This window comes from Pseudomonas sp. AC083, from assembly GCF_979253165.1.
The window spans coordinates 1-307 of record NZ_CEEDDH010000079.1 but is presented as its reverse complement, the minus strand read 5'-3'; the positions used below and the strand labels follow the sequence as shown (position 1 = coordinate 307).

At 44.6% G+C, this 307-nt stretch carries 1 protein-coding gene; it reads left to right on the top strand.

Annotated elements, in window-relative coordinates:
- A partial coding sequence (locus AC0IXA_RS27290) for a hypothetical protein (RefSeq protein WP_471814881.1) occupies positions 1–307 on the top strand: 307 nt, incomplete at both ends.

Here is a 307-nt window from a genome sequence, read left to right as displayed (position 1 = left end):
CTTCTTCATTTTATAAAAGATGGGGCGTATCAACGGCATATTAAACGAATGAATGGTTTATATGAGGAAAAACGGAAGCAGCTCATTGAAGAGCTCAATATGGTTTTTGCTGACAATGTGCGGATTATTGGTGAAAATGCCGGGCTTCATTTTATCGCAGAGTTCCGTTCAAATCGGACGCAGCATGAGATTTTACAGCGAGCGAAAGAAAGGAAGCTGAAAATGTACGGAATGGATCGGTTTACCCTTGATGAGCAATTGCCGGGGCATCAGCCAGGCTTTATCCCGCTCGTCCTCGGCTTTTCGC